The 25814-nt window shown below is 70.5% G+C and carries 25 protein-coding genes and 1 pseudogene; 13 read left to right on the forward strand and 13 right to left on the reverse strand.

Annotated elements, in window-relative coordinates:
- Positions 1-146 precede the first annotated feature (146 nt).
- The gene (locus M2283_RS21510) at positions 147-1022 is read right to left on the reverse strand and encodes a 3-hydroxybutyryl-CoA dehydrogenase (protein ID WP_280877942.1); all 876 of its coding nucleotides are present in this window, start codon (positions 1020-1022) and stop codon (positions 147-149) included.
- A 173-nt stretch (positions 1023-1195) separates the two neighbouring features.
- On the opposite strand from M2283_RS21510, the gene M2283_RS21515 reads away from it, so the two are divergent.
- A complete protein-coding gene (locus M2283_RS21515; RefSeq protein ID WP_280877943.1) occupies positions 1196-2422 on the forward strand; it encodes a glycoside hydrolase family 10 protein in 1227 nt (408 codons plus the stop codon).
- 34 nt (positions 2423-2456) lie between these two features.
- Here the strand turns inward: M2283_RS21515 and M2283_RS21520 are convergent, their stop codons facing one another.
- Together M2283_RS21520 and M2283_RS21525 are read right to left on the reverse strand one after the other, a co-directional pair.
- Positions 2457-2651: a DUF1918 domain-containing protein gene (locus tag M2283_RS21520; RefSeq protein WP_280877944.1), complete on the reverse strand. Its 195-nt coding sequence runs from the start codon at positions 2649-2651 to the stop codon at positions 2457-2459.
- A 91-nt stretch (positions 2652-2742) separates the two neighbouring features.
- A complete protein-coding gene (locus M2283_RS21525; RefSeq protein ID WP_280877945.1) occupies positions 2743-3663 on the reverse strand; it encodes a DMT family transporter in 921 nt (306 codons plus the stop codon).
- Here M2283_RS21525 and M2283_RS21530 point away from each other — a divergent pair.
- Positions 3662-5095 (forward strand): PLP-dependent aminotransferase family protein, encoded by a 1434-nt coding sequence (locus tag M2283_RS21530; protein WP_280877946.1) that lies wholly within the window; start codon positions 3662-3664, stop codon positions 5093-5095. The two genes, M2283_RS21525 and M2283_RS21530, sit on opposite strands and share 2 nt — an antisense overlap.
- A gap of 17 nt (positions 5096-5112) precedes the next feature.
- Here M2283_RS21530 and M2283_RS21535 read toward each other — a convergent pair whose 3' ends face one another.
- A complete protein-coding gene (locus M2283_RS21535) occupies positions 5113-5724 on the reverse strand; it encodes a DUF6461 domain-containing protein (protein WP_280877947.1) in 612 nt (203 codons plus the stop codon).
- An 89-nt stretch (positions 5725-5813) separates the two neighbouring features.
- Between M2283_RS21535 and M2283_RS21540 the strand changes: the two genes are divergently transcribed.
- Both M2283_RS21540 and M2283_RS21545 read left to right on the forward strand, forming a co-directional pair.
- Positions 5814-6260: a GNAT family N-acetyltransferase gene (locus M2283_RS21540; protein ID WP_280877948.1), complete on the forward strand. Its 447-nt coding sequence runs from the start codon at positions 5814-5816 to the stop codon at positions 6258-6260.
- Positions 6261-6367: 107 nt separating this feature from the next.
- Positions 6368-6961: a histidine phosphatase family protein gene (locus tag M2283_RS21545; RefSeq protein ID WP_280877949.1), complete on the forward strand. Its 594-nt coding sequence runs from the start codon at positions 6368-6370 to the stop codon at positions 6959-6961.
- A 61-nt stretch (positions 6962-7022) separates the two neighbouring features.
- On the opposite strand, the gene M2283_RS21550 is transcribed toward M2283_RS21545, so the two are convergent.
- Positions 7023-7466, reverse strand: a complete 444-nt coding sequence (locus M2283_RS21550; RefSeq protein WP_280877950.1) for a DUF6314 family protein — start codon at positions 7464-7466, stop codon at positions 7023-7025.
- The gene (locus tag M2283_RS21555) at positions 7466-7720 is read right to left on the reverse strand and encodes a hypothetical protein (RefSeq protein WP_280877951.1); all 255 of its coding nucleotides are present in this window, start codon (positions 7718-7720) and stop codon (positions 7466-7468) included. The genes M2283_RS21550 and M2283_RS21555 overlap by 1 nt, the downstream gene beginning before the upstream one ends.
- A gap of 167 nt (positions 7721-7887) precedes the next feature.
- On the opposite strand from M2283_RS21555, the gene M2283_RS21560 reads away from it, so the two are divergent.
- Positions 7888-10380, forward strand: a complete 2493-nt coding sequence (locus M2283_RS21560; protein WP_280877952.1) for an alpha-L-arabinofuranosidase C-terminal domain-containing protein — start codon at positions 7888-7890, stop codon at positions 10378-10380.
- On the opposite strand, the gene M2283_RS21565 is transcribed toward M2283_RS21560, so the two are convergent.
- Positions 10367-10819: a carboxymuconolactone decarboxylase family protein gene (locus M2283_RS21565; protein WP_280877953.1), complete on the reverse strand. Its 453-nt coding sequence runs from the start codon at positions 10817-10819 to the stop codon at positions 10367-10369. The two genes, M2283_RS21560 and M2283_RS21565, sit on opposite strands and share 14 nt — an antisense overlap.
- A 286-nt stretch (positions 10820-11105) precedes the next feature.
- On the opposite strand from M2283_RS21565, the gene M2283_RS21570 reads away from it, so the two are divergent.
- The 8 genes from M2283_RS21570 to M2283_RS21605 all read left to right on the forward strand — a co-directional run bounded on the left by M2283_RS21570 (position 11106) and on the right by M2283_RS21605 (position 20330).
- Positions 11106-13979 carry a YfhO family protein gene (locus M2283_RS21570; protein ID WP_280877954.1) on the forward strand — a complete coding sequence of 958 codons (2874 nt, stop codon included), beginning with the start codon at positions 11106-11108 and terminating at the stop codon, positions 13977-13979.
- A gap of 37 nt (positions 13980-14016) precedes the next feature.
- Complete coding sequence (locus tag M2283_RS21575; protein ID WP_280877955.1) at positions 14017-14994, forward strand: glycosyltransferase family 2 protein; 978 nt, start codon at positions 14017-14019, stop codon at positions 14992-14994.
- A gap of 71 nt (positions 14995-15065) precedes the next feature.
- Complete coding sequence (locus M2283_RS21580; RefSeq protein ID WP_280877956.1) at positions 15066-15437, forward strand: GtrA family protein; 372 nt, start codon at positions 15066-15068, stop codon at positions 15435-15437.
- A gap of 45 nt (positions 15438-15482) precedes the next feature.
- Complete coding sequence (argC, locus tag M2283_RS21585; protein WP_280877957.1) at positions 15483-16511, forward strand: N-acetyl-gamma-glutamyl-phosphate reductase; 1029 nt, start codon at positions 15483-15485, stop codon at positions 16509-16511.
- Positions 16508-17677, forward strand: coding sequence for a bifunctional glutamate N-acetyltransferase/amino-acid acetyltransferase ArgJ (gene argJ / locus M2283_RS21590; RefSeq protein WP_280877958.1), 1170 nt, complete (start codon positions 16508-16510; stop codon positions 17675-17677). Before argC ends, argJ begins: the two co-directional genes overlap by 4 nt.
- Positions 17674-18582 carry an acetylglutamate kinase gene (argB, locus tag M2283_RS21595; protein WP_280877959.1) on the forward strand — a complete coding sequence of 303 codons (909 nt, stop codon included), beginning with the start codon at positions 17674-17676 and terminating at the stop codon, positions 18580-18582. The genes argJ and argB overlap by 4 nt, the downstream gene beginning before the upstream one ends.
- Positions 18579-19766: an acetylornithine transaminase gene (locus tag M2283_RS21600; RefSeq protein WP_280877960.1), complete on the forward strand. Its 1188-nt coding sequence runs from the start codon at positions 18579-18581 to the stop codon at positions 19764-19766. Before argB ends, M2283_RS21600 begins: the two co-directional genes overlap by 4 nt.
- Positions 19767-19787: 21 nt before the next feature.
- Entirely contained in the window at positions 19788-20330 is a 543-nt protein-coding gene (locus tag M2283_RS21605; protein WP_280877961.1) for an arginine repressor, read from the forward strand.
- A gap of 4 nt (positions 20331-20334) precedes the next feature.
- Here M2283_RS21605 and M2283_RS21610 read toward each other — a convergent pair whose 3' ends face one another.
- The 6 genes and pseudogenes from M2283_RS21610 to M2283_RS21635 form a co-directional block, all read right to left on the reverse strand.
- Positions 20335-21072 carry an FAD:protein FMN transferase gene (locus tag M2283_RS21610; RefSeq protein WP_432423109.1) on the reverse strand — a complete coding sequence of 246 codons (738 nt, stop codon included), beginning with the start codon at positions 21070-21072 and terminating at the stop codon, positions 20335-20337.
- A gap of 55 nt (positions 21073-21127) precedes the next feature.
- Positions 21128-21913 carry an FMN-binding protein gene (locus M2283_RS21615; protein WP_280877963.1) on the reverse strand — a complete coding sequence of 262 codons (786 nt, stop codon included), beginning with the start codon at positions 21911-21913 and terminating at the stop codon, positions 21128-21130.
- Positions 21914-21942: 29 nt separating this feature from the next.
- Complete coding sequence (locus tag M2283_RS21620) at positions 21943-23325, reverse strand: ferredoxin reductase family protein (RefSeq protein ID WP_280877964.1); 1383 nt, start codon at positions 23323-23325, stop codon at positions 21943-21945.
- Between the two features lie 103 nt (positions 23326-23428).
- Positions 23429-24133 carry a L,D-transpeptidase family protein gene (locus M2283_RS21625; RefSeq protein WP_280877965.1) on the reverse strand — a complete coding sequence of 235 codons (705 nt, stop codon included), beginning with the start codon at positions 24131-24133 and terminating at the stop codon, positions 23429-23431.
- A 3-nt stretch (positions 24134-24136) separates the two neighbouring features.
- Positions 24137-24723, reverse strand: a pseudogene (locus M2283_RS21630) (pyridoxamine 5'-phosphate oxidase family protein).
- Between the two features lie 127 nt (positions 24724-24850).
- On the reverse strand, positions 24851-25738 hold the full coding sequence (locus M2283_RS21635; RefSeq protein ID WP_280877966.1) for a hypothetical protein: 888 nt from the start codon (positions 25736-25738) through the stop codon (positions 24851-24853).
- Between the last annotated feature and the right edge of the window lie 76 nt (positions 25739-25814).

Raw genomic sequence — 25814 nt, forward strand, 5'->3', positions numbered from 1 at the left:
CAACTCGCCTGGTGGGCGCGTGGGGAGCGTGTGCGCGCGGCATATGCGGGCCCGGCGCGCACACGGTGTGTGAATGACGTGGGCCCGGCGCCATCTCGGTGCCGGGCCCATGGAAATCGCTCTTCGTAGTCGATCGCTCTTCGTGGTCAGGCGTAGGCGTAGAACCCCGAGCCGGACTTCCGGCCCAGCCGGCCCGCGTCCACCATGCGCTGGAGCAGCGGGGGAGCGGCGTACAGCGGCTCCTTGTACTCCTCGTACATGCTCGACGCGACCGAGGCGACGGTGTCCAGGCCGATCAGGTCGGACAGCTTCAGCGGGCCCATCGGGTGGGCGCAGCCGAGCTCCATGCCGTTGTCGATGTCCTCGCGGCTGGCGATACCCGACTCGAACATCCGGATCGCGGACAGGAGATAGGGGATCAGCAGCGCGTTGACGACGAAGCCGGAGCGGTCCTGGGCGCGGATCGCGTGCTTGCCGAGCACCTTCTCGGCGAAGGCCTGGGCGCGGGCGAGCGTGCCCTCGGAGGTGGTGAGCGCCGGGATCAGCTCGACGAGCTGCTGCACCGGGGCCGGGTTGAAGAAGTGGATGCCGATGACCTGGTCCGGGCGCGAGGTGGCGACCGCGAGCTTGACCAGCGGGATCGAGGAGGTGTTGGAGGCCAGGACCGCGTCCGGGCGGGTCACCACCTGGTCGAGCACCTGGAAGATCTCCGTCTTCACCTGCTCGCTCTCGACGACGGCCTCGATCACCAGATCGCGGTCGGCGAACTCGCCGAGGTCGGTGGTGAAGCTCAGCCGCGCCTGCGTGTCCGCCAGCTCGTCCGCGCTGATCTTGCCGCGTCCGGCCGCCTTGGTCAGGGAGTTGAACAGCCGGGTCCGGCCGATCTCCAGGGCCTCGCCGGTGGTCTCGGCGACCTTCACATCGAGTCCGGCCCGGGCACACACCTCGGCGATGCCCGCGCCCATCTGACCGCAGCCCACGACTCCGACGCGCGCAATGTCTCCCGCCGGGATGTCCGTCACATCGTCCCCTTCGCTGATCTACGCGTGCGGCAGGACGCCTTTGGTTCGGTGCCTGCTCCGATCGTGCACGTTACCCGTAAGTATCGATGATCGATCGCGCGGGGACGTGCATCCTGGGCGGCGGAGACGATCCGTGACCGCGCGGATCCGCTGGGTATGGGGGTGTTGTGAAGATGGGACGACTGTCTCGCCGGACGTTCGCACTGGCCGCGCTGGCGACCCTGGCGGGGGCGCCGGACGCGAGCGCCGTACCCGTCGTCCGCCGGCGCGCGGTCACCGAGATGCGGGGCGTGTGGGTGGCGACCGTGGCCAACCGGGACTGGCCCTCGCGCCCCGGCATGACCGCGGCCGAGCAGCGCACGGAACTGATCGCCCAGCTCGACCTCGCGGTGCGCGACCGCCTCAACACCGTGATCTTCCAGGTACGTCCGACCGCCGACGCGATGTGGCCCTCGCCGTACGAGCCCTGGTCGCAGTACCTCACCGGGACCCAGGGCAGGAACCCCGGCTGGGACCCGCTGAAGACGGCGGTCGAGGAGGCCCACGCCCGCGGCCTGGAACTGCACGCCTGGTTCAACCCGTACCGCATCGCCAACCACACCGACCCCACCAAGCTGGTCGCCTCCCACCCCGCGCGCAAGCACCCGGACTGGGTGGTCGTGTACGGCGGCAAGCTTTACTACAACCCGGGGCTGCCGCAGGTCCGCGCCTTCGTGCAGGACGCGATGCTCGACGCGGTCGCCAAGTACCCGGTGGACGCGGTGCACTTCGACGACTACTTCTACCCGTACCCGGTGGCCGGCCAGACCTTCGACGACGACGCGGCCTACGACCGCTACGGCTCCGGCTTCCCCAACCGGGCCGCCTGGCGGCGCGACAACATCGACAAGCTGGTGCGCGAGACGGCGGCCTGGATCAAGAGGACCCGGCCGGGGACCGCGTTCGGGATCAGCCCGTTCGGCGTGTGGCGCAACGTCGCGACCGACCCGCTCGGCTCGGACACCCGGGCCGGGGTGCAGACGTACGACGATCTCCACGCGGACACCCGCAAGTGGGTGCGGAAGAACTGGATCGACTACATCGTCCCGCAGCTGTACTGGAACATCGGCTTCGCCGCCGCCGACTACGCCAAGCTCGTGCCCTGGTGGGCGGAGGTGGCGAAGGACAGCGGGACACGGCTCTACCTCGGTGAGGCGCTGTACAAGGCCGGCGACCCCGCGCAGCCCGCGGCCTGGCAGGACCCCGCCGAACTGTCCCGGCACCTCAGCCTGGCCGACCGCCGCGAAGAGGTGGACGGGCACGTGTACTTCGCCGCCAAGGACGTGGCGGCGGACCGGATCGGGGCGATGGCGCGCGTGGTCGCCGACCACTACCAGCAGCGGGCGAGGGTCCCGCGCTGAGCTCGGGCGCAGCGGGCGAACGGCCGGCGCCGAGCTACTGCAGCATCTCCTTGTGCCGGATCTCGGTGTCGGGGCCGGGCGAGCACACGCCCTCGTGGCCGTCCTCGAAGCGGACGCGGTAGGGCGGGTTGCCCTCCCGGCCCAGCACTTCGACGATCTCGCCGATCCTGTCGTGTTGGCCGACCACCCTGCCGTGCTGGACAAGCCGGTCGCCGACTGTTGCACGCATCTCTCGGGTCTCCTCACCGTGTGCGGGAGCAGCGGTCCGGGCCTTGAGTCTACGCGCCGGGCCCCCGTTGAGACCTGCGCGTACGGGCCCCTCAGCCCCGGGACCGCTGGGTGACGGCGATGCAGACGAGTACCGCGGCGGCCGTCACGGGGGCGGCCACCGGCAGGTGCTCGCCCAACAGCAACACCGACCACACCAGCGTCAACAGCGGCTGGGCCAACTGCAGTTGGCTGGCCTTGGGGATGCCGATCGCGGCCATGCCCCGGTACCAGACGACCAGCCCGAGGAACTGCGAGCCCGCAGCCACCCACAGCAGTCCGGCCACGCCGTGCGCACTCAGGTGCACCGGCTCCTGCGACAGCGCGACGGCGGCGCCGGGCACGGTGAGCGGCAGACACAGAACCAGCGCCCAGGCGATGACCTGCCAGCCGGGCATGACCCGGGCCAGCCGGCCGCCCTCGGTGTAGCCGGCCGCGCACACCAGGAGCGCGCCGAAGAGGTACAGGTCGGCGGTGGTCAGCGCGCCGCCGCTCTGCTGCACCGTGAAGGCGACCACCGCGGCGGCGCCCGCGAGGGCCCCCGTCCAGAAGGTGCGGGAGGGGCGGGTGCCCATGCGCAGGGTGGAGAACAGCGCGGTGGTGAGCGGGAGCAGACCGACGACGACGGCCGCGTGCGCGGTGGTCGAGGTCTGCAGGGCGAGCGTGGTCAGCAGCGGGAAGCCGATGACGACACCGGCGGCGACCACGGCCAGCCCCGCCCAGTGCCGGCGCTCCGGCACCCGCACGCGCAGCACCGACAGACAGGAGCCTGCGATGACCGCCGCGAGCGCACTGCGCACGCCGACCAGCGCCCAGGGGCCGAAACTCTCCAGGCCCCAGGCGGTGGCGGGGAAGGTCAGGGAGAAGACGACGACGCCGAGGGCGGCCAGGAGCGTGCCGGCGGCGGGCGCCTCGGCGGCCGGGGTGCTGACCGTTATCGGATTCGGCGCGGTAGCGCTACTCTGTGCTCTCATGCAAGAGCGTAGCAGTGTCGGTGAACTGGCGAATCAGCTGCGGCAGGAGCTCGACCGCTACTCACCTGGTGGAAAGCTCCCGTCGAGCCGCAGTCTTGTCGAGCGGTTCCGGGTCAGCCCGGTGACGGTCTCGCGGGCGCTGGCCCAGCTGGCCGCCGAGGGACTGGTGGTGACCCGGCCCGGAGCCGGTGCCTTCCGGGCCCGGGCGCGGGCCGCGACCGCTCCCGCCGGGGACACCTCCTGGCAGGAGGTGGTGCTGAGCGCGGACGGCGCGGCCGACCTCGTACCGCGCACGGTGGACGCGTCCGCGGTGCTGGCCACGCTCGCCGTGCCGCCGCCCGGGGTCGTCGAGTTCAACGGCGGCTATCTGCACCCCTCCCTCCAGCCCGAGCGGGCGATGGCCGCGGCACTGTCCCGGGCGGGCCGCCGCCCCGGCGCCTGGGGGCGGCCGCCGACGGAGGGGCTGCCGGAGCTGCGGGAGTGGTTCGCGCGCGGCATCGGCGGCGCGGTCACCGCGGCCGAGGTGCTCGTCACGTCCGGCGGCCAGTCCGCGCTGACCACCGCCCTGCGCGCACTAGCCCCACCGGGCGCCCCCGTCCTCGTCGAATCACCCACCTACCCGGGCATGTTGGCGATCGCCCGGGCGGCGGGCCTGCGCCCCGTCCCCGTCCCGGTCGACGCGGACGGCGTCCGCCCGGAGCTGCTCGCCGACGCCTTCCGGGCCACCGGCGCCCGTGTCTTCGTCTGCCAGCCGCTGTTCCAGAACCCGACGGGCGCCGTCCTCGCCCCCGAACGCCGGCCCGAAGTGCTGCGTATCGCCCGGGAGTCGGGCGCGTTCGTCGTCGAGGACGACTTCGTACGACGACTGGTCCACGAGGACGCAGGCCCGCTGCCGAGTCCGCTCGCCGCCGCCGACCCCGACGGCGTCGTCGTCCACGTCGGCTCCCTGACCAAGGCGACCTCGCCGAGCTTCCGGGTCAGTGCGCTGGCCGCCCGGGGCCCGGTCCTGGAACGGCTGCGCGCCATCCAGGTCGTCGACACCTTCTTCGTCCCCCGCCCGCTCCAGGAAGCGGCCCTCGAACTCGTCGGCTCGCCCGCCTGGCCACGCCATCTGCGGGCGATCTCGGCGGAGTTGAAGACCCGCCGGGACACCATGACCGCGGCCCTCCGCCTCGACCTCCCCGAACTGGCCCTCCCGCACATCCCGTCCGGCGGCTACCACCTGTGGCTCCGCCTTCCCGACGGCCTGGACGAGCTGGCCTTCACTTCGGCGGCCCTGCGCGCGGGCGTGGCCATCACCCCCGGCCGCCCGTACTTCAGCGCGGAGCCGCCGGCGGCGCACGTCCGGTTGAGCTTCGCGGCGGTGGCCGGGGTGGGGGAGATCGTGGAGGGGGTACGGAGGTTGCGGACGGCGTGCCGGGAGGTGCTCTAGGGGGCGGGTGCCGCCTCCTAGGGCACGGGTGCCACCGCGCCGACGAACTCCAGGGAGTCGAGCAACTCGGCCGTCAGCCGTACCCCGGTGATGCGCTCGGCGAGAGCGAACGCGGCCTCGGCGCCCTGAAGGTCCAACTCCTGGTCGGGGTCCAGTCGGAAGCCGGACTCCCGCATCTCCACCAGGAACCGGTCCGCGCCGCTGCCCTCCCTGCGGGAGGGGTGCAGGGGCTCGAAGCGCAGCAGCAGTTCGCCGTCCGCCAGCCAGAGGAAGCGGTCCATCGCATCGGCGTAGTAGTGGGAGACCACGGTCCGCCCCGCCGACACCGTGCGTATCGCGGGCGAGGACACTCCCAGATAGCCGTTCACCTCGACCATCACCGCCCAGTCGCCGAGGGCGGCGACGCCGACGAACAGCTCGGCGCCCGCGGCCCGTTCCCAGCAGTCGAAGGACGGCTCGAACAGGCCCGCCACGCCCGTGATCCGAGTCCCGGGCCCGGCGCCCACCGCCGCCAGCAGTTCCTGCGGCCCGATGGCGCCGGCCAGCGTGATGCAGTACGCGTCCCGCAGCCCCGCGTGGCGCTCGCGCAACCAGGCGTAGTCCCTCGCGTGCGGTGTCCTCCCCGTCATGCCTGAAGAGTGCCAGCCGCCACTGACAACGCCCGTCCGCCAACCGAAACCCGCTCGACAACCCGCCCCCGACCTGTGAATCTCCCGCCATGAACGACACCCCTGGCCTCCCCGACGGCTACGAGATCTTCACCGACCGCGAGCGTCTCGACGTCGACCGAGTGCACCGCTGGCTGTCCACCGACGCGTACTGGGCCCTCGGGCGACCGCGCGAGAAGCAGGACCGGGCGATCGAGGGGTCGCTGAACTTCGGTGTGTACGAGGTGGCTTCGGGGGAGCAGGTGGCGTATGCCCGGGTGCTCACCGACCGTGCGACCTTCGCCTGGCTGTGCGATGTGTATGTCGACCCGTCGGTACGCGGCAAGAGCATCGGCACGGCGCTGGTCACGGCCGTGCGCGACCACCTGCGGCCGTACGGCCTGCGCCGTATCCTGCTCGCCACGGCGGATGCCCACGGGGTGTACGAGAAGGTCGGATTCCAGGCCCTGCCCCACCCCGAGCGGTGGATGGCGCTGCTGCTCCAGCCGGAGGTTTGAGGCGATTGTCCGCCAGGTCCACACCGTGAAGTGAGGCCTCGCGCACCCTGGGTAACTCCCGGCCGACACCCCTTGACCTGCGTACTTTCCAGACTGACGATCTCGGCATGTTACTTCGGGTCACGTTCGTCGCCGCCGCGCGCAGCTCCCCGTTGCTCGCCGAACGCTTCGAGGACGACCGACCGCTGGACCAGGCCGGATGGGTAGAGGTACAGCGCGCCGCCCACGACCTGGTACCGCTCTCGGTCGCCGAACTGCGCTACTGCTCGCCCACCCCGCGCAGCCGCTCCACCGGCGAGGGCCTCGGCTACTCCCCGCTCGTCCAACTCGCCCTGCGGGACTGCGACATGGGCCGCTGGCGCGGGCTGACCCTCGGCGAGGCGATGGCCCGGGAGCCCGCGGCGGTGGACGCCTGGCTCGCCGACCCGCGGTCCACACCGCACGGCGGCGAGTCGCTGCTGGACTTCATCTCCCGCGTCGGCAACTGGCTCGACACCCGGCCCATCGAGGACGGCGATCGCATCGTCGCCGTCGCCGAACCGTCCGTGATCCGCGCCGCGTTGGTGTACGCCCTGAAGGCGCCCCCGGCGACGTACTGGAACATCGACGTACGCCCCCTGTCGACGATCACGGTCACGGGCCACGCCGGCCGCTGGAACCTCCGCTTCGAGGGGCCGCCGACGCAGCTCTCACAGACGTAGCCGACGCGCAGCCGTCCCGGACGCAGCCCTGGCGCTCAGTCCTCACGGGTGTGACCGGCGTTCAGCCTTCCCGCGCGTAGTCGGTGATCAGCACCAGGTCCTTGGCCGGACCGCCCACCCGCCACACCGTCCGCCAGTGGTCCGCGTCCCGGACGGTGAACTCGCCCCGGTAGAGGTCGGCCGCGCAGGGATGGTCGGCGATGTACTGTCCGCCTCTCAGGTCCAGTTGGTGAAAGGGCCGCCCGTCGGCGAAGCGCACATCCGCCGTCCCCGGCGCCGCACCCGGCAGGAACCTCAGCGTCCGCTCGGCGGGCCGCGCGACGCCCTGCCACGTGAACGTGCCGGCCTCCTCGTGCAGCAGACCCCCCTCCGGCAGTGCCCCGAAAACGGTGGCCCCTTCGAAGCGCCCCTCGTCCCCGCTCACGAGATCCCGCACCGACCGCTCCACGCGCCAACGCCCGGCCAGATGCGCCAACACGTCCGGCACGGGCCAGAACTCGCCCATCACCGGCCCCTCTTCCGCAGTCGGCGCAGCCAATCCGGGGACTCCAGCGGGTCCTTGCGCCCGGCCTCCGCACGGATCTCCTGGTACGCCGCGTGACTCGTCGCCCGGAAGGCCTCCTCGTACGCGGCCAGCGCCGCGCCGACACCTCCGCCGCCGGATCCGCGCCGCCGGATCCACCGGGCCGCCCAGGTGAGGAACCCGAGAACCAGGGCCAGGCAGCCGACGGCGATCAGGTAGGGCCACAGCGCATGCATGCCGTCGACCCTACGTCCCCGAGGCAGTCGATCTTCCGGCCCCGAAAGTTCTCGACAACCGTTCCCATTGACGCGCTCATGCCCCTTCCCTATCTTCCCGTTCGAAGTGTTGACCAACGTCCGAGATATCGAACGAATCGAACACCTTCAAGAGCCGCGGAGTATCCATGTCACGCACCGCCCGCACTCGTCTGAGGCTCGGCCTGTGTGCAAGCGCCTTCCTGCTGGCCGTGGGGTTGGTTCCGGCCGCCCCCACGCCCGCCCACGCCGACGACGTCACCGACTACGCGATCACCGTCGACCCCGCTGACAAGGGCGCGAAGATCGACGACACGATGTACGGCGTCTTCTTCGAGGACATCAACCGCGCCGCCGACGGCGGGCTGTACGCCGAGCTCGTGCAGAACCGGTCCTTCGAGTACTCCACCGACGACAACACGGCGTACACCCCGCTGACCTCCTGGACGGTCGCCGGTGCGGCGCAGGTGGTGAACGACGACGGGCGGCTCAACGCCCGCAACCGCAACTATCTTTCCCTGAGCGCCGGTTCGGCGGTCACGAACGCCGGTTACAACACAGGCGTCCACGTCGAGGCGGGCAAGAAGTACGACTTCTCGGTGTGGGCGCGGGCCGAGGCAGGCACCGCACTGAGCGTCGCTCTCACCGATACGGACGGCTCGCTGGCCGCCGCGCGCCAGGCGGCCGTGAAGGGCGGCTGGGCCCAGTACAAGGCGACCTTCACCGCCACCCGCACCAGCTCCACCGGCCGTCTCACGGTCGCCGCCTCCGACGCGGCGGCCCTCGACATGGTGTCCCTCTTCCCGCGCGACACCTACAAGCACGAGCCCAACGGCCTGCGCACGGACCTCGCCGAGAAGGTCGCCGCCCTGCACCCGGGCTTCGTGCGCTTCCCCGGCGGCTGCCTGGTCAACACCGGTTCCATGCAGGACTACAGCGAGGCCTCCGGCTACCAGCGCAAGCGCTCGTACCAGTGGAAGGACACCGTCGGCCCGGTCGAGACGCGCGCCACCAACTCCAACGTCTGGGGCTACAACCAGAGTTACGGCCTCGGCTACTACGAGTACTTCCGTCTCGCCGAGGACATCGGCGCCATGCCGCTGCCCGTCGTGCCGGCCCTGGTGACCGGCTGCGGCCAGAACAGGGCCGTCGACGACGACGCGTTGCTCAAGCGGCACATCCAGGACACCCTCGACCTCATCGAGTTCGCCAACGGCCCGGTGACGTCGACCTGGGGCAAGCTGCGCGCCCGGATGGGGCACCCCAAGCCCTTCCACCTCACCCACATCGAGGTCGGCAACGAGGAGAACCTGCCCGTCGAGTTCTTCGCCCGCTTCCAGCAGTTCCGGACCGCGATCGACGCCAAGTACCCGTACATGACGGTGATCTCCAACTCCGGCCCGGACGACGCCGGTTCGACCTTCGACACCGCCTGGCGGCTCAACCGGGACGCGGACGTCGACATGGTCGACGAGCACTACTACAACAGCCCGCAGTGGTTCCTGCAGAACAACGACCGCTACGACACCTACAGCCGCAGCGGCCCCGAGGTCTTCCTCGGCGAGTACGCCTCAGGAGGCAACGCCTTCAAGAACGGCCTCGCCGAAGCGGCCTACATGACCGGGCTGGAGCGCAACGCCGACGTGGTCAAACTCGCCTCCTACGCACCGCTGTTCGCCAACGAGGACTACGTCCAGTGGCGCCCTGACATGGTCTGGTTCAACAACCACGCCTCCTGGAGCTCGGCCGACTACGAGGTCCAGAAGCTGTTCATGACCAACGTCGGTGACCGGGTCGTCCCCTCGACGGCCACCGGCACCCCCTCGCTCACCGGCCCGATCAGCGGCGCCGTCGGCCTGTCGACGTGGAACACGACCGCCGCGTACGACGATGTGAAGGTCACCGACGCCGACGGCAACACGCTGCTGAGCGACGACTTCTCCGGTGACGCCGGCCAGTGGACCCATACGGGCACCGGGAGTTGGGCGGTGCAGGACGGGCAGTACGTGCAGACCGCCGAGGCGGCCGAGAACACCATGGTGTCGGCCGGTGACCCGAACTGGCACGACTACGACCTGCGGGTGAAGGCCACCAAGAAGTCCGGCAGGGAGGGCTTCCTCGTCGCCTTCGGCGTCAAGGACACCGGCAATTACTACTGGTGGAACCTGGGCGGCTGGAACAACACCCAGAGCGCGGTCGAACAGGCCGTGGACGGCGGCAAGTCGACGCTGATCTCCAAGGCGGGCAGCATCGAGACCGGCCGCGCCTACGACATCGACGTCAAGGTGCGGGGCCGTCAGGTCACCCTCTACCTCGACGGCCAGGAGTGGGGCGGCTTCACCGACGACAAGCCAGCCGAGCCCTTCCGCCAGGTCGTCACGAAGGACCACAGGACCGGTGATCTCATCGTCAAGGTGGTCAACGCCCAGGCGTCGGCGGCCCGTACGGCGATCGACCTGGGCGGGGCGAAGGTCGCCTCCAAGGCCCGGGTGACCACCCTCGCCGCCGCGCCGGACGCGGTGAACACCGAGACGGCCACTCCGGTCGCCCCGGTGACGTCCACCTTCAGCGGAGTCGCCGAGAACTTCTCGTATACGTTCCCGGCGAACTCCGTCACCTTCCTGCGGATCAGGCAGAAGTAGCGCTCTCACCGTCCGTGGGCTGCTTGCCGAGTGGCAGCAGCCCGCGTTCGGTGAAGACCTTCTTCGCCACGAAGGTCGCGTTCAGGGCCTTGGGGAAGCCGCAGTAGCCGGCCGAGTGCAGCAGCGCCTCGACGATCTCCTCGGGTGTCAGGCCCACGTTGAGGGCCGCGTTGACGTGCACCTCCAGCTGGGGCTCGCAGCCGCCCAGCGCGGTGAGCATGCCCAGGGTCACCAACTGGCGGTCGCGCGGGGGGAGTCCGGGCCGGGAGTAGATCTCCCCGAAGCCCCAGGCGACGATCTGATGGGCCATCTCGGGGCTGATGTCCTGCAGCGAGTCGATGACCCGCTGCCCCGCCTCCCCGTCGATCGTCCGGAGGATCTCCAGGCCGTGGGCGAAGCGTTCGTCACGCGTGCTGTTCTGCTCTGCGTCGGTCGTCATGCCCTCGACGGTAAGAGGCAGAGCGGCGGGTTCATCACCGAATAATGCAGAGGCAGTTTTTTATTTGCCGAATGTTCACTTCCTCTTCGGTAAGACCGTGACAGCTCCCAGAATTCACTCCACCACTTTTCACCGGTGGAACAACCGAACGGAAACTCCGACCGTCTAAGTCGGCGAATCAATGACGTGCGGGGGCAACGCAGATGGATCGCTCAACCCTGTCTACAGCCTTTTTCTGTGCCACTCCGCACAGGAACGCACGGCCACGTCCGGACAGGAACAGAGTGTGAAACGGACCATCTTTCCGGCCCGGCCCAGGCAGCGCGCGGCCCTGCTCGCCGCGCTGCTCACGGTCGCCGTGTTCTGCGCCGCGGACGCCGTCGCCCGCAGCTTCCCCTTCGGCTCGAACACGCGCAGCGTCAACGACCTGGGCAACCAGTACGTCCCTTTCCACGCCCACCTCTGGGACCTGCTGCACGGCCGCGCCGACGGCGGCCTGCTCATCAACTGGCAGTCCGGCTACGGCGCCAGCTTCCTGCCCGACCTCGGCACCTACCTCAGCAGCCCGTTCGCCCTGCTCGTCGCGGTGTTCCCGCGCGACCGGATCGACCTCGCGGTGTACGTCGTCACGGTGTCGAAAACGGCCGCCGCGGGCGCGGTCATGGCCTGGCTGCTGCTCACCCTGCGCCCCGGCCGTTGGTGGGCGGCGGCGCTGCTGGGTGCCTCGTACGCCCTGTGCGGCTGGAGCGTGGCCGTCGCCTCGTACAACCCCATGTGGCTCGACGGACTGGTCGCCCTGCCGCTGTTCTGTCTGGTCGGCGAGTGGACGCTGCACCGAAGGCGCCCGCTGCTCGGTGTGCTGATCGTGGCCCTGGGCTGGATCGCCAATTTCTACACCGCGTACATGGCCACCATCGGCGCCGGCCTCGTGCTGCTGCTCCAACTCTGGCTCTCCGGACTGCCGGTGCGCCAGAAGCTCGCCACGGCAGGGCGCGCCGCCGCGACCGTCGCCCTCGGCGTCGGCCTCGCCGCCCCGCTGGTGACGGTCGTGTACTTCGGTACCAAGCACGCCTACCCGGGCCGGGTCGTGCACTTCACGCCGGTGGCCACGAAGGACATGCTGGCCCGCCTGCTGCCGACGACGTACAGCTTCGGCACCCCCGCGCTCTACGTCGGCGTCACCGCGCTGCTGCTCGTCCTCGCCCTGCCCTTCCACCGCAAGGTCCCGCGCCGGGTGCGCGGCGGCTGGACGGTGCTGGTCGCCGCCGTTGCGTTGTCGCTCCAGTGGGAGCCGACCCACCTGGTCTGGCACGCCTTCGCCACCCCGCAGGGCAGCGCCTATCGCCAGGCCTTCGTGCTCTGCGCGCTGATGGTGATCGCCGCCTGGCACGCGCTCTCCTACGGCCCACCGGACCGGCGTGCGCTCGCTGTCGCGGTCGGACTGTTGACCCTGATCACCGCGATCGCGAGCCGCAGCGACTTCGTCCGCCCGGTGACGTGGCTGGTGCTGGGGCCCGCGGTCGTGGGAGCGGTGGGCGGACTCGCGCTGTTGGGGCGTCTGGACGGCAGGATCCGAGCCGAGAGCCGGGGTGTGGTGGAGGAACTGGCTCCCGCTGGGAGTCGGGGTCCGGCGGACGACCCGGCCGGTGCCGAGGGCCGGGGCCTCGCGGACGGCTCGGCGGGTATCGGCGACCGGCACCCGGCGGACACCTCACCTCGTATCGACGACACCGCACCCGGGGGCGACCGGGAGCCGTCGGCGGCCGACCGGATCCGTGCCGCGGCCCAGCGCCGGAACCCGCTCGCCGCCCGGCGCCATACCCCGCTCTCCGCCCGCAGTCGCTCCCTGCTCGCCGCGCTCGCCCTCGTCCTGCTCTTCGGCGGCCAGTTCGGCGAGGCCGCGGCCACCTCCGCCGTGGCGAGCAGGCTGCGGCTCGGGAACATGGACGACTACGCGCCCTGGGGGGACCGTCAGGAGGAGCAGGCCTCGCTGATCGCGCGGGCGGACGGCTGGCCCGAATACCGCACCGACCCGGGCCGGGAGCAGACCGTCGGTAACGACGCGCTCATGGTCGGCGGCCAGGGCGCCCAGTACTACAGCAGCCTCACCGCCGACGTCCTCAGCCGCACCCTCACCGCGTTCGGCGACGGCTGGACCTCCCGGGGCCGCAGCCTGCAGAGCCTGGACAACGCCGTCACCGACGCGATCTTCTCCGTCGGCGCCCGGGTGCACTCCCCGCCCGACCCGCACCAGAACTGGTTCCCGCAGGACGGCTCCGGGCCCAGCATGACCCGCGAGGACGTACCGCCGCTGGTCACGGTACGACCGTCCGACGCGTCCTCGCGGGCGGGCTTCGGCGCGTCCCCGTACCGCAACCAGGAACTCGTGCTCGGCGCCCGCGTCTACACAGTCCCCGAGGTCACGGTCCGCACGAGCAGCGGCAAGCCCCCGCGCGCCGGCGACGCCGCGCATCCCGGGCTGCTTGTCGACGTGCCCGCCAAGGGCAGCACCAACACCCCGACGATCACGGCCAGTTGCCCGGCCGGCAGCCAGGTCTATCTGTGGGCGCCGCACTACGCGGGCACCGCGCAGCTGGGCGACGGGCCGACCGGGCGGTTCCGGTCGGACGCGCTCGGCACCAAGATCGCCGCGATGGAGCCGCTCGGCACGGCCCCGGCTTCCGGGCGCCTGCGGATCGACCTCACCCCCAGCCGGGCGAGCCGCGTCCCCGAGGGCGCGGTCGGCTGTCTGGACACCGCCCGGCTGCACACCTCGGTCGAGCACCTCAAGGCCACCGGCGCCACCGAGGTGAGCGTCGACGACGGCACGATCAAGGCCCAACTCCCGGCGGGCAGCACCGGAACCGCCGTCGTGGCGGCTCCCCGCATCGCGGGCTGGCGGTGCGCGGCCGGCGACGACTCCGCCGTACCGGCCAAGGCGTACCACGGTCTGATCGCCGTACCCCTCGACGGTTCCTCGACTTCTCTGACCTGCACCTTCCACCCGCCGGGGCTGCGTCTTGGCACCGCGGTCGCAGGCGCTTCGCTGCTCACCCTGATCCTGCTCGGCGTCCTCGGCGCCGTCCGCCGCCGACGGGCCGCCCGGCCGCCGGCCCCGTCGCCCACGACCACCAGACACCTCGACCGGGCGAGCGCGTGACCCGCGCTCGGCGACCGTTTCCCAGGGGGGAAAGTCCATGCTGATCTCGATCGTCGCACCGTGTTACGACGAGGAAGACGTCATAGAGCGCTTCCACGACCAGATCCAGAAGGTCGCGGAGGAGCTCCTTCCGCTCGGCCACGACATGGAGTTCGTGTACATAGACGACGGCAGCCGCGACCGCACGCTCATGGTCCTGGAGCGGCTCGCCGGGCTCGACAAGCGCGTGCGGTACGTCTCCTTCAGCCGCAACTTCGGCAAGGAGGCGGCGCTGTTGGCCGGTCTGCGCAACGCCTCCGGCGACTGTGTCGTCGTCATGGACGCGGACCTCCAGCACCCGCCGGAGCTGATCAAGCGCATGGTGGAGCTGCGCGCCGAGGGCTACGACCAGGTCATCGCCCGCCGCACCCGGACCGGCGACGGCATGGTCCGCACCCTCACCGCGCGCCTCTACTACCGGTTCGTCAACCGGCTCATGGACGTGGAACTCGTCGACGGCGTCGGCGACTTCCGGCTGATGTCGCGCCGGGTGGTGGACGCGGTCCTGGACCTCACCGAGTACAACCGCTTCTCCAAGGGCCTGTTCGCCTGGGTCGGCTTCCCCGCCACGACCTTCGAGTACGAGAACGCGGCCCGCGAGGCCGGCCGCACCTCCTGGTCCTTCAAGGGCCTGCTCAACTACGGCCTCGACGGGCTCCTCTCCTTCAACAACCGCCCGCTGCGCGCCGCCCTCTACCTCGGCATGGGCCTGCTGCTCTGCGCCGGCCTCTACACCGGGTGGATCGTGATCGCCGCGCTCGTCCATGGCGTCCAGACCCCCGGCTATGTCACGATCATCACCGCCGTCACCGGCGTCGCGGGGGTCCAGATGATCATGCTGGGCGTGATAGGCGAGTACACCGGCCGGATCTACTACGAGGTGAAGGGGCGCCCGCACTTCCTGGTGAAGGCGAGCAACGTGGAGCGGAAAGCGGACTGCCCCACGGACGGCAGGACGAAGGACCTCATTCCCTGATGGAGAGCTCCCTGAAGCCGAGTCCCTCGCCGTCGAGTTCTCCTGGACCGCGAGGTCTGCTGTCGCGGCAGATGATCGTCTTCGCCGTGATCGGGGTGGTGAACACGGGCACCTACTACGGCCCGTACCTGGTGTTCCTCACCCGTTTCCCCTATCTGGTGGCCCATATTCTCGCGACGGCCATCAGCATGACCGGATCCTTTTTCCTGAACGCGCACTTCACATATCGGACCCGTCCGACCTGGCGGAAATTCCTGCTCTTCCCGCTCACCAACGCGGCCAATTTCGTGGTCACGACGGCGGGCGTCTACGTGCTGGTCGACCTGCTGCACCTCGACAGCCGCTACGCCCCGCTGCTCGCCTCGCTGGCGGCGATCCCGGTGACGTTCGTGGTCTCGCGGCGGATCATGCTGCCGAAGGCGGAGACCGACGGGATTGCATAAACGTGCATAGAAACGTATAGTCATGCCATCCAGGAGGAGGATGACATGGCGGTACGTGCGGCGGTGGCCGGGGCGAGCGGATACGCGGGCGGCGAGCTCCTGCGACTGCTCCTCGCGCACCCCGAGGTCGAGATCGGCGCCCTGACCGGCAACTCCAACGCCGGACAGAGACTCGGCGCGCTCCAACCGCATCTGCTGCCGCTGGCCGACCGGGTGCTCCAGGAGACCACCCCCGAAGTCCTCGCCGGCCACGACGTCGTCTTCCTCGCCCTGCCCCACGGCCAGTCCGCCGCCGTCGCCGAACAGCTCGGCCCCGACGTGCTCGTGGTCGACATGGGCGCCGACTTCCGGCTGAAGGACACGGCCGACTGGGAGAAGTTCTACGGCTCCGCGCACGCCGGCACCTGGCCGTACGGCCTGCCCGAACTGCCGGGCGCACGCGCCGCGTTGGAGGGGTCCAAGCGCATCGCGGTGCCCGGTTGCTATCCGACCGCCGCCTCCCTCGCCCTCTTCCCGGCCTACGCCGCGGGGCTCGCCGAGAACGAGGCCGTGATCGTCGCCGCCTCCGGCACGTCCGGCGCCGGCAAGGCGGCCAAGCCGCATCTGCTGGGCAGCGAGGTCATGGGGTCCATGTCGCCGTACGGCGTCGGGGGCGGACACCGGCACACCCCCGAGATCATCCAGAACCTCGGCGCGGTGGCGGGCGAGCCGGTCGCCGTCTCCTTCACGCCGACCCTCGCGCCGATGCCCCGCGGCATCCTCGCCACCTGCACCGCGAAGGCGAGGCCCGGCGTCACCGCCGAGGCCGTCCGCGCCGCCTACGAGAAGGCCTTCGCCGACGAGCCCTTCGTCCATCTGCTCCCCGAGGGGCAGTGGCCCGCCACGGCGTCCGTCTACGGTTCCAACGCCGTTCAGGTGCAGGTCGCGTACGACGAGGCCGTGGGACGGATCATCGCGATCAGCGCCATCGACAACCTGACCAAGGGCACCGCGGGAGGTGCCCTGCAGAGCATGAACCTCGCCCTCGGGCTCGACGAGTCCACCGGGCTGACCACGATCGGAGTCGCGCCGTGAGTGTGACGGCAGCACAGGGATTCACGGCCGCGGGCATCGCCGCCGGGATCAAGGAGAACGGCAACCCCGACCTGGCCCTCGTGGTCAACAACGGGCCCCGGCTCGCCGCCGCGGGCGTCTTCACCTCCAACCGCGTCAAAGCCGCGCCGGTGCTCTGGTCCGAGCAGGTCCTCAAGGGCGGCAAGGTCTCCGCCGTCGTCCTCAACTCCGGTGGCGCCAACGCCTGTACGGGGCCGAAGGGCTTCCAGGACACGCACGCCACCGCCGAGAGGGTCGCGGACACGCTCGGACTCAACGCCGCCGAGGTCGCCGTCGCCTCCACCGGACTCATCGGGCTGCTGCTCCCGATGGACAAGCTGCTTCCGGGAGTCGGGACCGCCGCCGGTCAACTCTCCCCGCACGGGGGCGAGAAGGCCGCCATCGCCATCAAGACCACCGACTCCGTCCACAAGACGGCCGTCGTGACGAAGGGCGGCGAGGACGGCAAGGGCGGCTGGACCGTCGGCGGCATGGCCAAGGGCGCCGGCATGCTCGCCCCCGGCCTCGCCACCATGCTCGTCGTCCTCACCACCGACGCCGACGTCGAAAGTGACGTACTGGACAAGGCACTTCGGGCCGCCACGCGCACCACCTTCGACCGGGTCGACTCCGACGGCTGCATGTCCACCAACGACACCGTGCTGCTGCTCGCCTCCGGCGCCTCCCAAGTCACCCCGGAACACGCCGAGTTCGCGGAAGCCGTCCGTGCCGTCTGTGACGACCTCGGCCAGCAGCTCATCCGCGACGCCGAGGGCGCCAGCAAGGACATCAAGGTCGAGGTGGTCAACGCGGCGAGCGAGGACGACGCCGTCGAGGTGGGCCGCTCCATCGCCCGCAACAACCTCCTCAAGTGCGCGATCCACGGCGAAGACCCCAACTGGGGGCGGGTGTTGTCCGCGATCGGCACGACGCGGGCCGCCTTCGAGCCCGACCGGCTCAACGTCGCGATCAACGGCGTCTGGGTCTGCAAGAACGGCGGTGTCGGCGAGGACCGCGAGAAGGTCGACATGCGCTACCGCGAGGTGCACATCGTCGCCGACCTCGCCGCCGGCTCCGAGACGGCCACCATCTGGACCAACGACCTCACCGCCGACTACGTCCACGAGAACAGCGCCTACTCCTCATGAGCACTACGCGTAAGCACACCGCCCTCCCCAAGGCCCAGATCCTCATCGAGGCGCTGCCCTGGCTGGTCCGGCACAACGGCAAGACGGTCGTCATCAAGTTCGGCGGCAACGCCATGATCGACGAGGACCTGAAGGCCGCGTTCGCCCAGGACGTCGTGTTCCTGCATCACGCCGGCCTCAAGCCGGTCGTCGTGCACGGCGGCGGCCCGCAGATCAGCGCCGCCCTCGACAAGCACGGCATCGTCAGCGAGTTCAAGGCCGGCCTGCGCGTCACCACCGAGGACGCCATGGACGTCGTACGGATGGTGCTCGCCGGCCAGGTCCAGCGCGAACTGGTCGGGCTGCTCAACCAACACGGGCCGCTGGCCGTGGGGTTGACCGGCGAGGACGCGCACACCATCACCGCCACCAAGCACCGGCCCGAGATCGACGGCGAGTTGGTCGACATCGGGCGGGTGGGCGAGATCACCGCGATCGACACGGGCGCGATCGAGGCACTGCTCGCCGACGGCCGTATCCCGGTCGTCTCGTCGATCGCCCGTAGCCAGGACGACGGACATGTCTACAACGTCAATGCTGATACGGCGGCTGCGGCACTCGCTGCGGCACTGGGCGCCGAAACCCTCATGGTCCTCACCGACGTCGAGGGCCTCTACGAGGACTGGCCGCACTCCGACGAGGTGATCAGCCGCCTCACCGCTTCCCAACTGGAGAAGCTGCTGCCGGATTTGAGCTCCGGCATGGTGCCGAAGATGGAGGGCTGTCTGCACGCCGTGCGCGGCGGAGTCACCACCGCCCGCGTCATCGACGGCCGGGTCCAGCACTCGATCCTGCTGGAGATCTTCACCGACGAGGGCATCGGCACGATGGTCGTGGCCGATGAGCAGGAGGGGGACGCCGAATGACCGCCAACGATGAGTTGACCGAGCGGTGGCAGGGCTCGCTCATGAACAACTACGGCACCCCGCGGCTGCCCCTCGTGCGCGGCGCGGGCGCCAAGCTGTGGGACGCCGACGGCAAGGAGTACGTCGACTTCGTCGGCGGCATCGCGGTCAACGCGCTCGGCCACGCCCACCCGGCGATCGTCGAGGCCGTCAGCAAGCAGATCGCCTCGCTGGGCCATGTCTCCAACCTCTTCATCGCCGAACCGCCCGTCGTCCTCGCCGAACGGCTCCTCCAGCTGTTCGGCCGGGACGGCAAGGTCTACTTCTGCAACTCGGGCGCCGAGGCCAACGAGGGCGCCTTCAAGATCGGCCGGCTGACCGGCCGGCCGCACATGGTCGCCACCGAGGGCGGCTTCCACGGCCGCACCATGGGCGCCCTCGCGCTCACCGGCCAGCCCGGCAAGCGGGAGCCCTTCCTGCCGCTGCCCGGCGATGTCACCCATGTTCCCTACGGCGACGCGCAGGCGCTGGCCGCCGCGGTGACCGAGGAGACCGCGCTCGTGGTCATCGAGCCGGTCCAGGGCGAGAACGGCGCGGTGGTGCCGCCGGCCGGCTATCTCAAGGCGGCGCGGGCGATCACCGCGGCCACCGGCTCGCTGCTGGTCCTCGACGAGGTGCAGACCGGCGTCGGGCGTACCGGTCACTGGTTCGAGTACCAGGCCCACGACGGCGTGCTGCCCGACATCGTGACTCTTGCCAAGGGGCTCGGCGGCGGGCTGCCGCTCGGCGCCACCGTCGCCTTCGGACGCGCCGCGGAGTTGCTCCAGCCGGGCCACCACGGCACGACCTTCGGCGGCAACCCCGTCGCCTGCGCCGCCGGACTCGCCGTCCTCGACACCATCGAGAACGAGGGGTTGCTGGAGAACGTCAAGCGGCAGAGCGAGAAGTTGCGGGACGGAATCGAGTCACTCGGCCACCCCGTGATCGACCATGTCCGGGGCGCGGGCCTCCTCCTGGGTATCGTGCTCACCGAGCCGCTCGCGCCCAAGGTGCAGCAGGCGGCTCAGGAGGCCGGTTTCCTGGTGAACGCGCCCGCCCCCGACGTCGTACGGCTGATGCCACCGCTGAATCTTCGCGACGACGAGGTGGACGCGTTGATCGCTGCGCTGCCCGGCGTCCTTGACGAGGCATACGGGGATGGATGATCCGGGAATGAGACGACGACGATGAGCCAGGCGCAGGACGACGACGTACAGCATGCCGGGCCCGCCGTGCCGCAGACGCGGACCGCGCGGCATCGGCGGATCGTGGACATCCTCAATCGGCAGGCGGTGCGGTCGCAGAGTCAGCTGGCCAAGTTGCTGGCGGACGACGGGCTGACGGTTACTCAGGCGACGTTGTCCCGGGACCTCGACGAGTTGAACGCGGTGAAGATCCGTAATGCCGAGGGGGATCTCATCTACGCGGTGCCCAGTGAGGGGGGTTTTCGGACTCCTCGGGCGCCGTTGGGGGAGTCGGCCAAGGAAGAGCGGATGCGGCGGCTCTCTTCCGAGCTGCTGATCTCCGCGGAGGCTTCGGCGAATCTTGTGGTTCTGCGGACGCCGCCTGGTGCTGCGCAGTTCTTGGCCTCGGCGATTGATCAAGCCGAGCTGCATGACATTCTCGGGACTATCGCCGGCGATGACACGCTGCTGTTGATCAGCCGGGAGGCCACGGGGGGTCAGGCGCTCGCGGAGCATTTGCTGAGGTTGGCTCAGAACGGCCACTGAGGGGTTACCCCAGTCGGGACGCCAGGCCGCCTGTGCATCTGACCTCGTCGCCTGCCGTTATGAGCAGGGCCTCTACGTCCGGCAATGACTCCAGCCAACGCAAGCCCTGTCTTGAGCCCATTGCGAAAGCTGCTGTTGCCCAGCAGTCCGCCCAGGTCAGTTGGGGGGCCACCACCGTTACGGCCACCAGGTCGGTGATGGCCGAGCGGCCCGTGCTGGGGTCCACGATGTGGGTGCCGCGTTCTGATGTGCCGGAGGTCGCCACGGCCAGTTCGTCCTTGCCGGCGGCTGAGATGACCGCTGCCAGGCCGCCCGGGCGGATCGGGTCCGACACGCCTACGCGCCAAGGGCGTTGGGGGCCGGGGACGCCCAGGAGTTGGACGTCGCCGCCGCCGTTGACGCTTACGCCCGTCGCGCCGGCCGCTCGTAGCAGGCGGGCCGCGCGTTCGGCGGACCAGCCCTTGACGATGCCGGTGGGGTCGAGCTGGCCCTGATACCTCGTGCTGAACCAGCCGTCGCTCAACCGCTCGGCCTGGGCGCCCAGTTCGAGGACCTCGGCGACCTCGGGGTCGCACTCCTCAAGTGCCAGCTCGCCGCGGGCCAGCCGGGAGAGCTGGCTGCCGTCGCGGTAGGTGCTGAACACCTCGTCCACCCGGTGCAGTCCGGCGACGGCCTCCTCCAGCGCCACGCGCACCGCACCGGGCTCCCCACCGCGGACGTCGAAGGAGAAGACGGTCCCCATGACCTCCTCCGCATGACGTACCACGGCGGGAGCCTCTGCCGACTCGGCCACCGCCTCAGCCACCGGCCTGGTCCAGCGCCGACTGCAGGGACTGCTTGTAGCCGCCGCTCGTGTACGAGGCACCCGACACCGAGTCGATGTCCGCGGTGCCCTTGGCCACGGCCTCCTGGTTGAGCTTCGGGATGGCAAGCGCCGTCTTCTGGTCGCTGGTGCCGCCCTTGGGCGCCTGCACCGCCTCGGCCTTGGTGATCTTGCCGTTGCTGACGGTGATGCGGACCTGGACGGGGCCGTACATCGTCTGCGCGACGGCGCCCGTCACCGTCTTCGCCTGCGTGGAGCCGGAGCCGGTGCCGGAGGAGGACCCCGTACCGCCGCCCTGCGCCTTGCCGGCCGCCTTCATCTTGTCGATGGCCGACTGGAGGGACTGCTTGTAGCCGCCGCTCGTGTACGTGGCGCTCGACACCGAGTCGATGTCCGCGCTCTGTGCGGCGACGGCCTCCTGGTTGAGCTTCGGGACGGCCAGGGCGGTCTTCTGGTCGCTGGTGCCGCCCTTGGGGGCCTGGATCGCCTCGGCCTTGGTGATCTTGCCGTTGCTGACGGTGAGCCGTACCTGGACGATGCCGTACTCGGTCTGGGCCGGGTTCCCGTCGACGGTGCCCGTGCCGGTGGCCGCGGCGCCGCCCTGGGGCGACTCCTGGGCCCCCACCGTCTGCTGCGGGACGACGCCGGCCGCCGCGGCGCCCGGGTCGGACGCCGGCTTCAGCGACAGCAGCAGCACCACGCCCGAGACGGTGGCGGCGGTGGCCAGCACGACACGCCGGATGGGATGACTCTTCCTCATCGGTTTCTGAGCTCCTGAAGTCCCGTCGCTCACATCTCGAACGACTCGTGATGGATGCGGCGGGCGGGCACTCCCGCGCCGCGCAAGGCTTCGTACACGGACTGCGCGAACCCGGGCGGGCCGCACATGAACACGTCGTGGTCGTCGATGTCCGGCAGCTTCTGCCGCAGCCGCTCCGCCGAGATGTCGGGGCGTTCGCCGTCCGGGCTGTTGACCGCGTACATCAGGCGGGCGCCGCGGTCGTTGGCGATGGCGGCGAGCTCGTCCCACAGGGCCAGGTCCTGGGTGGTGTTGGCCCGGTACAGGAGCGTGATGTCGCCGGACGCGCCGGGCAGCGTCTCGAACAGCGCCCGCATCGGCGTGATGCCGACCCCGCCCGCGACCAGCAGCACCTTGCCGCGGCTGCGGCGCTGGGCGGTCAGCGCGCCGTAGGGACCCTCGGCCCACACCTTGGTGCCGGGCGTCAGTTCGCGCAGCCGCGTGCTGTGGTCGCCGATCGCCTTCACCGTGATCCGCAGCATGTCGGGGCGGGGCGCCGCCGACAGCGAGTACGGGTGGGAGGAGAACCGCATGCCCGGCGCCAGGAACCGCCAGCGGAAGAACTGCCCCGCCTGCGCGCCCATCCGGTGCAGTTTGCGCCCGCTGATGAGCACCGACACGATGCCCGGCGTCTCCTCGATGACCGCCTCGACGCGCATGCGATGGCGGAAGTTGAGCCGGATCGGGGAGAGGATGCGGTACCAGAGGACCAGCGCGGTGACCGCCCCGTACAGCACGTACCAGAAGGTCTTGGCGGTCGGCTCGACGGCGAAGTCGTTGCCGGTGGAGATCTGGTGCCAGAAGGTCAGGAAGACCGCCGCGTACGTCAGCAGGTGGACGTGGTACCAGGTGTCGTACGGGATCAGCTTGCGGATCCCGCCGACCGAGATCAGCCCGATGAAGAACAGCAGGCCGGTGCCGATGGCGGCCTTGCCCATGTCCGGCAGCTGGTTCACGGAGTCGATGGTCTGCTGGACGATGTCGCCGAGCGACCTGCCGGCCTGCAGCGCGTAGCCCCACATCGTGAGGAACACGTGCGCGAGCACCAGGCAGACCGTGTAGCGGCCGGACATCGCGTGCCAGCGGGCCACCCGGTCCGAGCCCACCCGGCGTTCCAGGGCGGGCACCCGGGCCATCTGCAGGACGACGAGCGCCATCAGGTAGCCGGCCAGCAGGCCGGTGATCCGGCCCGCGTTGAGGATCTTGCTGTTGTTGTCGGCGATCGACGGTGTGTTGTGCCACCACAGCCACAGCACGCCGACCGCGCCCGCGAACACCGCGAGCAGCAGGACGGTCGCCGGGGAGCGGCGCGGACGGATGCGGCGCATCGTCTGGCGGCGGGCGGCACGGCCGCCTGCGAGCGTGGTGGTCACGTTTCCTCCGGGAACGGGGGCAAGGGGGTAGGCGTGGTCCCTTGGCCCTGAGATACGTGCCGTGACGCTCGTGTGTTCAGCCGTAACCGGAGTCTCCTACGACTCAGTAGCGCGTGATCACCGTACTCCCGCCCGTCGTGCCGATCGCGATGTGCGGCTCGCTCCATGGCCGCACCCAGGTGAGGATCCTGCGCATCGCGTCGACGGGCACGGAGACACAACCGGCCGTCGCCCCACGCCCGTTGACGTGGAGGAAGATCCCGGCGCCGCGACCCCGCACCCGCTGGTGGTAGTTGAAGCCGACGACGAGCGCGTACGCGTACTGCGTGGTGTAGGAGGCGAGTTGCTCGGACTCCGTGGCACGGCAGTCCTTCGGGCGTGGCTCGGTCCAGCGGTTGTAGGAACTCGACGCGTTGTCCTCACACCACCAGGAACTCGCGTGCACCGGGCGGTACTTGTAGGCCGTCCCGCTCGGCGCGGCCTTGATGCCGAAGGCGAAGGGGAGGTCGTACAGCCCGGTGGGTGTGGTGTTGGTGCTCTGCTTGCGGGAGGCGCCCTCGACGAGCCCCTTCGCCCCGAACCGGGCCGCGGCCGAACCGGCCTTCACCCACTGCCCGTTGCGCAGGTCCCACCACGTCACCGTCCCGGTGGTGGACCCGGTCGAGGAGGCCACGGCGGTGATCAGCTGGCTGCCGCCCCCGGTGTCCGCCATCCGGGCGGGCAGCGGAGCGGTGGCGTCGGGCGCGGCGGCGCCGAGCACGAGGAGGGAGGCGGAGACCAGGGAACCGGCGGCGAGAGCTGAGCGCATGGCTCAGACCGTAGAGGGCGGCAGCGGCAACGGCAGCCCGGGTAGGCCATCCAGGCTCGTGGCGATGTGGTCCTTCTTGGTGAAGTACGCGCTCAGCGAGTCGTCGTCCTCGCGCGCGAACCGCTTGCGATGCAGGTCGCGGTCCTCGTCGTACGACATGTGGGGCACCGCGTATCCGCAGCTGTCCCGGACGAGTTCGGCGCTCACGACGATGACCGCGCGCAGTCCGTGCCGGGTCGGGTCGATGTCCGGGAAGTGGGTGAGGAGTTCCTTGAAGCGGGGGTCGTCCCGGAAGACCGGTTCGCCGCGGCCGTGCACCCGCACGATGTTCGGCGGGCCCTGGAAGGCACACCACATCAGCGTGATCCGACCGTTCTCGCGCAGGTGCGCGATCGTCTCCGCGTTGGACCCGGCGAAGTCCAGATAGGCCACCGTGTGCTCGTCGAGCACCACGAAGGAACCCTTGAGGCCTTTGGGGGAGAGGTTGACCGTCCCGTCGCCGGACAGGGGAGCGGTCGCGGTGAAGAAAGGGGCTGCGCCTCGATGAACGTGCGCAGCCTGCCGTCTATGCGTTCGTATGTCTTTCCCACGTCAGCCGAGTATGGCCGCATGTCCTTCGCCTGTCTAAGGAATTGCCGGGTCCGTTTCGACGCGCACGGACCCCGCCGTGGCCACCCCGGCCGGCGCTCACTCGGGGCGGCCACAGCGCCTGTCACGTCACTGGGTGAGCGTGCAGGCGGCCAGGGAGTCCAGTCCGGCCGGCTTCTCGGCCGTGCGGCCGATGGAGATGGCGATGCGGTCGATGGTCGACGTCCGCTTGTCCGCCAACGGGCCGAGGATGGCGTTCTGGACGAAGTTGGCTCCGCCCTGGCCGACGGTGTCGACCAGGCGCTTGTCGGCCTCGTCGATCTGGGTCTGGAGGAGGGCGATGTTGCGGTCGACCTCGGCCTGCGCGGAGGCCGGGACGTCCGGCAGCTGCGAGGCGACGTCGGGGCAGCTGATCGTGCCGACGCCGGTGTCCTCGGAACCGCCGGTCACGTCGCCCGCGCCCTCGGCGCCCTCCGCCGGGGAGGCCGTCTCGCTGGGCGCGGCGGAGACCTCGTCACCGGCGCCTGTGTCGTCACCCGTGCCCGTGTCGTCACCGGTGTCGTCGACGCCCCCGGCGTTCAGGGTGCAGGGCGCCAGCGCGTCCAGGCCGGTCGGCTTCTCGGCGGTGCGGCCGATGGCGGTGGCGATGCGGTTGACGGTGGCGATCCGCTTGTCCTCCAGCGGGCCGAGGATGGCGTTCTGGACGAAGTTGGCTCCGCCCTGGCCGACGGTGTCGACGAGGCGCTTGTCGGCCTCGTCGATCTGGGTCTGGAGGAGGGCGATGTTGCGGTCGACCTCGGCCTGCGCGGAGGCCGGGACGTCCGGCAGCTGCGAGGCGACGTCCGGGCAGGTGATCGTGCCCGGGTCGGCCAGCGTCCGGGCCGTGTTCCCGTTGCTCTTGGATGTCTCCCCGGCCAGCGCGGAACCGGCGATCACCGCGCCGGACAGCACCAGCGCGGCAGCACCGCCGATGAACGCGACACGGCGCTTGTTGTACTTCGGAAGAGCCCTGGACATGCGGATGCCTCACTCGGTCGGGGGTGGTCGGTGTGTACAAACGCGGCGCCTGCGTTCGGCGAGAGGTACGGGCAAG

The organism is Streptomyces pseudovenezuelae (assembly GCF_029892565.1).
Taxonomy (GTDB): Bacteria; Actinomycetota; Actinomycetes; order Streptomycetales; family Streptomycetaceae; genus Streptomyces; species Streptomyces pseudovenezuelae_A.